6 protein-coding genes are annotated in these 8,741 nt (G+C 48.3%); 4 read left to right on the plus strand and 2 right to left on the minus strand.

Annotated features, from left to right (window positions below; all coding sequences use genetic code 11):
- On the minus strand, window positions 1-285 hold a 285-nt coding region (locus ACR0P9_RS04290; protein ID WP_432617648.1), incomplete at its 3' end, for a helix-turn-helix domain-containing protein.
- A gap of 262 nt (window positions 286-547) precedes the next feature.
- Between ACR0P9_RS04290 and ACR0P9_RS04295 the strand changes: the two genes are divergently transcribed.
- Window positions 548-2,653, plus strand: a complete 2,106-nt coding sequence (locus ACR0P9_RS04295; protein WP_432617650.1) for an efflux RND transporter permease subunit — start codon at window positions 548-550, stop codon at window positions 2,651-2,653.
- Window positions 2,631-4,952, plus strand: coding sequence for a hypothetical protein (locus tag ACR0P9_RS04300; protein ID WP_432617652.1), 2,322 nt, complete (start codon window positions 2,631-2,633; stop codon window positions 4,950-4,952). Before ACR0P9_RS04295 ends, ACR0P9_RS04300 begins: the two co-directional genes overlap by 23 nt.
- 51 nt (window positions 4,953-5,003) lie before the next feature.
- Here the strand turns inward: ACR0P9_RS04300 and ACR0P9_RS04305 are convergent, their stop codons facing one another.
- Entirely contained in the window at window positions 5,004-5,843 is an 840-nt protein-coding gene (locus ACR0P9_RS04305) for an AraC family transcriptional regulator (RefSeq protein ID WP_432617654.1), read from the minus strand.
- Between the two features lie 285 nt (window positions 5,844-6,128).
- On the opposite strand from ACR0P9_RS04305, the gene ACR0P9_RS04310 reads away from it, so the two are divergent.
- Both ACR0P9_RS04310 and ACR0P9_RS04315 read left to right on the plus strand, forming a co-directional pair.
- Complete coding sequence (locus ACR0P9_RS04310) at window positions 6,129-7,724, plus strand: solute:sodium symporter family transporter (protein WP_432617656.1); 1,596 nt, start codon at window positions 6,129-6,131, stop codon at window positions 7,722-7,724.
- A 125-nt stretch (window positions 7,725-7,849) separates the two neighbouring features.
- A complete protein-coding gene (locus tag ACR0P9_RS04315; protein WP_432617658.1) occupies window positions 7,850-8,740 on the plus strand; it encodes a sugar phosphate isomerase/epimerase family protein in 891 nt (296 codons plus the stop codon).
- The last annotated feature ends 1 nt before the right edge of the window (window position 8,741 follow it).

The raw sequence follows: 8,741 nt of genomic DNA on the forward strand, positions 1-8,741 counted from the left end.
ATCGACAAACAGAATGACGTTTTCTGTGAAATCCTCTGTGCGGTGCTGCTCGGTGTGCTCGTAGGCGAGCGTCAGAATATGCCGCCCGATCTGTAAAATCAAGTGTTCGAGCAGCTCGTCCTTGTCCTTAAAATACAGATAGAACGTGCCCTTGGCTACCTTCGCCTGCTTCGCAATCTCGCTGATGCTGGTTTTGGAAAAACCCTTCTGGAGAAAGAGAATACGGGCAGCATCCAATAGATTTTTCTTCTTTTCTTCTTTCTTCTGATGCAAAATCTGCCCCATAACAATCTCCCCTCGTATAAACAGCATGTGTATATTAGTATAGCTTGAAGTGCTCCAATTGACAAGAATCGGAAATAGAAAAAATAAAATTCGGAAAGATGCCTAAACGTTGGTTTCAAAACAGAGAAAAATGTTTGTAGGATAAACATTGACCAATGGTCATTTTTAGACTATACTAAGGATGCTATAAAATGAAGATAGTCTATGTTTCTGTATATCGGCGATGAGCCGGACAGACAAAGAAAGGAGTAAGGCATCAATTATGGAGCGTGTAGCCCGTTTTGTGGTCAAGCGGCGCGGCTTTGTGCTGGCAGTGGCGTGTGTGCTGCTGGTGCTGTCGGTGTTTGGCTACATCAACACAAGAATTAACTATGATATTCTGAGCTACCTGCCGGAAGAGCTGGAATCCATGGAGGGCGAACGATACCTCGATGAAGATTTCAACTTGGCATCAACAGCGATGATTACCGTGGAGGGGGATATGCCCACGGCAAAATTGCTCAAGCTGAAAGAAGACGTAGAGAGCGTAGAAGGCGTAACAAGCTGCTTCTGGATCAGTGATGTGGTAGACGTCACGGTACCGAAGGAAATGCTGCCGGACAACGTACAGGACATGCTGTACGGTAAAAACGACTCGACCATGATGATGGTGCGCTTTGAGGAGTCCAGCGCATCAGATAAGACCATCAATGCGATTGTAGAAATCAAGAGCATTATGAAAAAGGACTGCTTCCTCGGCGGTATGTCTACAATTTTGGAGGACACCAAGGAGCTGGTCAACCAGGAGCTGCCAAAGTACGTGCTGTGTGCCGTGATCTTTAGCTTGATTGTCCTGTTTCTGTTCTTGGAAAATACAGCTGTGCCGTTTATTTTTATGCTGGGCGTGCTGTTCCCGGTTGTTTATAACTTCGGCAGCAATATTTTCTTGGGGGAAATATCCTATATTACTCAGGCGCTTGCCGCAGTATTGCAGCTGGGCGTCACGATGGACTTTAGTATTTTCCTGCTGCACCGGTATCAAGAGGAAAAAGAATTTAAATCCAACAGTGATGCGATGGTTTCCGCGATTTGCCTGACCAGTACATCCATTGTCTCCTCGTCGCTGACGACGATTGCAGGCTTCTTGGCGATGTGTGCGATGTCCCTGACACTGGGTGCCGATATTGGCATCGTCATGGCGAAGGGCGTTGCGCTCGGCGTTATCAGTACGCTGACCATCCTGCCGGCGCTCATCATGTACTTTGATAAGATCATTGAGAAGAGCATTCATCCGGTTATCACGCCGAAAATGCACAAGGTAGCGGAGATTGTCACCAAGCATCCGAAGCGCATTCTGCTGGTGTTTGTTGTCGTAGCACTGGTGTTCTTCCGCGCACAGGGCTTGACCAATGTATATTACACGCTGACCGATTCGCTGCCGCAGAATTTGACGGGTATCGCCGGTACCAATAAGCTGGATGAAGACTTTGGTATGCCGAGCTTCCATTTTGTTGTCATCAATGATGAACTGAGCTCTGCCCAGAAAAAGAATCTGGCGGATGAGCTGGATAAGGTAGACGGCATCAAATCGACGCTGTGCTATGAAAAATTTGTCGGCGGCGGCATCCCAGAGGCTGCCATTCCGGATTCTATTGCCGAGGTATTCCGCTCAAACGGACATGAGCTGATGATGATTACCACGGAGTATAAACCGGGTACCGATGAGATGAATGCGCAAGTACAGAAGATGAATCAAATCATTAAGAAATATGACGCGGACGGTCTGCTGACCGGCGAAGGTGCCATGACCAAGGATTTGATTACGACATCCGCGCATGACTTTAATTCTACATCCGTCTTCTCAATTGTGGCGGTATTTGTGATTATTTTGATTACCTTTAAATCAATTTCCATTCCGGTTCTGCTCGTTCTGGCAATTGAGGGCGCGATTATGGTGAATTTGGGCATTCCGTATTTTACCGGATCCACCATTCCATTTATTGCGAGCATCGTACTCGGAACCATTCAGCTCGGCGCGACGGTTGACTATGCGATTCTCATGACGACACGATTCCATGAGGAGCGTCTCAACGGTCTCAGCCCGCATGACGCGGCGGCAACCGCTATTGAGACCTGCGCACCGAGTATTATCACGAGCGGACTCAGCTTCTTTGCGGCGACCATCGGTCTGTATTTTGTCTCCCGCATCGATTTGATTCGCGGCTTATGTCTGCTCATCAGCCGCGGCGCGATTATCTCTATGCTGGTCATTTTGTTTGTTCTGCCAGCTATGCTGATTTTGTTCGCACCGATTATCCGTAAGACGACGTATCACTGGTTAGACAATTCCAAGGAGAGTGTTGACATTGAAGTTCAAAAAGAATCATAAAATTACCGCTTGTGTGCTCAGCGCCGTTGTGGCGTGCAGCGCGTTGACACCGGCGTTTGCCGCATCTATTCGCAAGGACGAAACCGTATATGCCACGCTGAACAGCGATGGCACCGTTGAGCATCAGACCGTCAGCGATTGGCTGCATTCCGACAATGGCCTCAGCAATTTTGCTGATGTCAGCTCTCTTCAGGACATTGAGAACCTGAAGGGTGACGAGGAGCCGGTACAAAACGGCGAGGCACTGACTTGGAACGTAGAAGGCAATGATGTATATTATCAGGGCACAACGGATCAGGAAATGCCGGTACAGGCAAAGATTACCTATGAGCTGGACGGCAAGCAGGTAGATGCGAAGGATCTGGACGGCGCAAGCGGCCATCTGGTCATGCATGTCGCACTGACCAATAAAGACACCAAGGAAGTAACTGTAGACGGCAAGAGTTATACGATTTGCCGCCCGTACTTCACGGTTATCGGCACCAATCTGTCCACGGACAACTTCTCCAATGTCAAGGCAGAGGACGGCAAGGTAGAGACGGACAGCACCAATCAGGTCGTTGCCTTTCTCGCTATGCCGGGCATGAAGGCAACCTATTCCGATCTGCTGGGCGACAAGTTCTCGGATTTGACCGATATGATGCTGGACGATGTGACCATCGAGTGCGATATGAAGGACGGCTCTATGCCGACCCTGTATTTTGCTTGTGCGAGCAATCTGAATGACATCAAGGAATCGGATTTCGATCTTGATGAGGAGTTTGACCAGCTGGATGATCTGAAAGACGCCACTCAGCAGCTGATTGACGGCGCAAACGAACTGGCAGACGGCTGTGAGACGCTGGATGACAAGCTCGGCGAGCTGTCTTCTAACTATGTTGTGTTCAACAATGGCATCATTGATGCAACATCCGGCGCAGGTATGCTGGACAACGGTGCAGCACAGCTGGCATCCGGTATGCGCACGCTGACACTTGGCGCACAGAAGCTGGCGAGCGGCGTTGGTCAGCTGGATGACGGCGCACAGAAGCTGGCAGACGGCGCTAATTCCGCCAATGCCGGTGCAAAGAAGCTGTCCGGCGGCCTGAGCACGTTGGAAGACAATTCTTCCAGCCTGTCCTCCGGCTCGAAGAAGCTGGCAAGCGGCTTGAATTCTCTGGCGGGCGCACTGGAATCCGATGATGTACAGGCTTTGTTCTCCGGTTCCAACAGAATGGAAAGCAGCCTGCAGAAGCTGTCCTCCAGCATGGATCAGGTTGTCAACTCCATGAGCAGCGGTGATATTTCCAGCGCAAAGAGCGCACTGGCACAGATTCAGAGCGGCGCAAAGCAGGTTGGCAGCGGTCTGCACTCAATTGCATCGAATAAGCAGTCTCTGTCAGAATCCGAGATGGCAGAACTTCAGACACTGGAGAGCGGCGCATCGATTATTCAGAAGTTCCAGACCAATGCGGCACTCATCGACAAGATGGAAGCACTGGCAGACAATCTGGACAGCATTGCCAGCGCAGCTGGACAGGTCAGCGATGGTCTGGACGAGACTGCTGCTCAGATGAGCCAGCTCAGCTCGGCACTGAAGCAGATTGATGCCGGTCTCAATGAGGCATCTGATAAGTATTCGACCATGAATGGCGGCTTGCAGAGCTTGGCAAGCACGCTGGGCTCTTCGGTTTCTCAGCTGCAAGAGGGCGCAACGGCACTGGACAGCGGCATTGCCAAGTACACCGCAGGTGTCAGCTCCGCGGCATCCGGTGCGGCAGAGCTGGCAAAGGGTACCGGCACACTGGCATCCGGTGCGGCAACCCTGTCCGGCGGCATTTCTGAGCTGAATGGTCAGGTGCCGACGCTGACAAACGGTATCAACCAGCTCAACAGCGGTGCTTCCAGTCTCAAGGATGGAACCGGAAGCCTGTCTGATGGTATGAAGTCGCTGAATTCGGCAAGCGGACAGGTGCTCGACGCCATCAAGCAGTTTGACGATGCAGGCACACAGCTCAAGGATGGTTCCGGCGAGCTGCGCGATGGTATCATCAAGTATAACGAAGAAGGCATCAGCAAGATTACCGATAACGAAGATCTGACCAACATTCGCACCGCGGCAAAGCTGTATGAAAAGCAGAAGGATTATGCCAAGGACAGCGTATGCTACACCGGCGCACCGAAGTCTGCAACGGAGACCTCGACCAAGTTCGTCATGCGTACATCCGTAGAGGAAAAGAAGGAGACCAAGGAAGTCAAGCAGGAAGAACAGCCGAAGGAAAACCTGTGGGATAAGATCAAGGGTCTGTTTGGAAAGTAAAAACATAAGATTTTATAGTAAAAGCCTCCCGAACGGGAGGCTTTTTTGCGTTTATCGCCACATAATGCGAAATTGAAGCGGAGTAATACCGGTAATTCTTCGGAATACCATGATGAAATGAGAGGTATTGCAGAAACCGCATTGCTCGGCAATTTCTTCAATGCTGAGAGAGGTTGTAGAGAGCTTTTGCTTGGCGATGCGGATGCGCACGGACTGAATGAATTGGTGTGGTGTGGCGCTGCGAAATTCTTTGAATTTGCGCACGTAATAACAAGTGCTCAGCATTGCCATACGAGCAAGATTTTCATTAGAAAGATCTGGATCAGAGTAATGAGATTCGATATATGAGACCGAGGAATTGATAACAAGTTCTAGATCGCTTTTGGGAGCAGCGTCTGTTGAAGTAATCAGTAAAGCAAGTAGACGGTGAATACTGACAGAAACCAAGTGTGGATTCGGCTCCACCTGTGCTACGGCTTTCATGATTTGAGCGATACACGATTCAATATCTGCATTTTGTGTGATTTGCATGACAATGTCGTGAATACTAGTAATCTGATGGACATATGCTTCGCTGCTGCTGCCAAGAAAATGAAACCAACGCATTTTTAAGTCCGGAGAACTGGCGTAATAGCTGTGTGGTTCGCGGCAATCCAGCAAGACAACTGCGCCGGAAGGAGCTGTATAAATTTGTCCGCGATATTCGATAGTCAGTTCGCCGGAATCCACAACAATTGCCTGACAGACATCTAGATGGGTACGTCGGACTTCATAATCGCTGTTGCAGTGATATTGGCCTGCGTGTGGAATGTAATATAAATTCTTCTCTGTAAATGGATCTGCCTCATGATAATAGCGGACAGAATCGCTCAATACGCCGGTATCAAGCATAGTTATTCCTTCTCTCTGAAAAGTATCTTTTTTTATTATTTCTTGTCAAGAATGTATCGTGACATCATGTGAAAAATAGTATATCATAAGGGTGCAAAAAAGGAAAGCAGAAAAAGGTACCGAAATGCAGGAAATTTTAGAAAATAATCCTAAAGTTTCATCCAATTTTGTGTGTGGAAAAAGAGGCACGATCGCTTTGGCGGTTATAGACAGAAAAAACCGAAAATATATATGGTATGGACAAATCTGGTTTTTTACTGTTTTAGGAAAGAGAGGAGAAATCCATTGATTATTGTATTGAGCTTTATTGCTTTTACAGGATTGGTTGCGTTATTGTCTTGGTACAAAACGCGGGATGACAATTTATCCACGAAAGAGGGATATTTTTTAGCTGGACGTGGTTTAAGCGGTTTAGTCATTGCGGGCTCGCTGGAAATGACAAATCTGTCTACCGAACAGCTGGTCGGTCAGGCGGGACAGAGCTACAGCACCAATATGGGTGCGATGAGCTGGTCTGTCGGCGCAAGTATGGCTCTGTTGGCGTTGGCACTGATTTTTTTGCCAAAGTATCTGAAAGCAGGCATCACAACAATTCCGGAGTTTTTGGAGATGCGATTTGATCGTACGACCAAGCAGATTATTTCGTTTTTGTTTCTGCTCGGTTATATGCTGACATATCTGCCGACAGTTTTGTATTCCGGTGCACTGGCATTTAATCAGATTTTTCATCTGGATCAGGTGCTTGGCATTACGACATTCCAGGCGATTGCACTGCTGTGCGCAGGCATTGGTATTGTTGGTTCGATCTATGCTGTATTTGGCGGACTCAAAGCGGTGGCTGTATCCGATACGATTAACGGTGTAGGCTTACTGATTGGCGGCTTATTGGTACCAATTCTCGCTATCTGTATTTTGGGAAATGGCAGCTTTATTGCTGGTATTCATGACTTTATCACCAATGTGCCGTCTGATAAGTTCAACTCTATCAACCCGGCAAATTCTTTGCCGCCAATGATTCCGTGGCCGGTTTTATTCTTGGGTATGTTGTTTAATAACTTGTTCTATTGGTGCACAAATCAGTCTATTATTCAGCGTACATTGGCGGCTAAAAATTTGGGACAAGCACAGCGCGGCGCAGTATTTACTGCATTTTTAAAGCTGCTGGATCCGTTCTTCATCACAATTTGTGGCTTGTTGGCGTTCCGCTTCTTTGGAGACAAATTGCCGCAGAGCGACCTTGCCTATCCGACTCTGATTACAACAGTTATCCCGACATGGCTGCTTGGATTGATGGCAGCAGTTCTGTTTGGCGCGATTCTTTCCTCGTTTAATTCGGCATTGAACAGCTGTGTTACTCTGTATACACTGGATTTCCATCGAGCAATTATCAACAAGACAGCAAGTGATGAATATCTGGTTAAAATTGGTAAGCGCGTAGGCACTGGCTTGGCAATTGTATCAATTTGTGTCGCTCCATTTGTCATCAATGCACCGTCTGGTCTGTATGATTTCTTGCAAGAATGCTTTGGATTCTATTCGATGCCGATTTTGGCAACTGTTCTTGTTGGATTCTACACCAAGCGTGTACCAGCAATCGCACCGAAAGTTACCTTGGTCACGCATGTTGTTTTGTATTCGATCTCTAAGTTCCTGCCGCTGCATGTACATTATTTATATGTGCTGTCCGTGCTGTTCCCGATTGACTTGCTGTTGATGCTGGTTATCGGAAAACTGAAACCGCGCGAAACAGATTTTGAACTGGAAGATTCTAAAGCTGTTGACCTGACACCATGGAAACATGTAAAGCCTGCTGCAGCTCTGTGTTTTGTCCTTATGCTTTGCATCTATGCCTTGTTCTCTCCACTGGGATTGGCACGATAAATAAGGATATGTAAGTATTGTTTTTTGATACTTTGTGACAGGAATATGTCATGACATGGTGCGTCAAATTTGATAGGATAAAAATATAAGAGCTTCATCTGTACGAGAAAAGGAGATTACATATCATGCTTAAAATGGGTTTTAATGAGGGTTGCACTTGGGATGGCAACCGCGGTTGTGCAGATCAGTCCCTGATGGCTGACCTGAAGGCTTGTGCAAAGTATGGCTTCAAGGGCATCGACATTCGTTTCGACTGCCTGGACAAGTATCTGGCAGAAGGCGGCACGCTGGAAGAGCTGAACGCTTTCATGAAGGCAAACGACATCGTTCCGCTGTCTTACAACGCTCTGTGCTTCTTCAACATGAAGCAGACTGCTGAAGAGAAGCAGGCAGTTATGGACGAGCTGGACGACATCATCAAGAAGTGCGCTGCACTGGACTGCCACATGGTAGTTGTTGTTCCGTCCTGCGACCTGAACGAGAAGGGCATTGAAGCTACTCGTCAGGAGATCCGCGACGATGCTGTTGCTGTTCTGAAGGAAATGGTTAAGAAGTGCGAGCCGACCGGTCTGAAGCTGTCCCTCGAGTTCTGCGGCGCTCCGTCCATGTCCATCAATACCTTTGATGACGCTTACGAGATCGTAAAGCTGGTTGACTCCCCGCTGATGGGTGTTACCCTCGACCAGTACCACTTCAACGGTATGCGTTCTGACTGGTCCAAGCTGGAAAAGGCTGACGGCGACAAGATCTTCGTATGGCATCTGAACGACACCGAGGACGTTCCGGCTGGTGCTGGCTACAACACCGATGCAAAGCGTCTGTGGCCGTCTGACCCGCGCGGCTGCCTGGATCACAAGCGTTTCGCTGACACCCTGAAGGAAATCGGTTATGACTTCGAGAACGGCTTCATCACCATGGAAGTATTCCGTCCGGATTACTACGAGATGACCACCGACGAGAACATCAAGACCGCTGCTGAAGAGACTGCGAAGCATATCCAGAGATACTGCAAGTAAA

Origin of the sequence: Butyricicoccus sp. (assembly GCF_050872565.1) — a bacterium.
In the GTDB taxonomy this organism is placed as follows: domain Bacteria; phylum Bacillota; class Clostridia; order Oscillospirales; family Butyricicoccaceae; genus Butyricicoccus_A.

What these genes read in the sequence shown, in the direction of transcription:
- ACR0P9_RS04295 (WP_432617650.1), top strand. Translation starts at nt 548, where the DNA reads ATGGAGCGTGTAGCCCGTTTTGTGGTCAAGCGGCGCGGCTTTGTGCTG.
- ACR0P9_RS04305 (WP_432617654.1), bottom strand. Translation starts at nt 5,843, where the DNA reads ATGCTTGATACCGGCGTATTGAGCGATTCTGTCCGCTATTATCATGAG.
- ACR0P9_RS04315 (WP_432617658.1), top strand. Translation starts at nt 7,850, where the DNA reads ATGCTTAAAATGGGTTTTAATGAGGGTTGCACTTGGGATGGCAACCGC.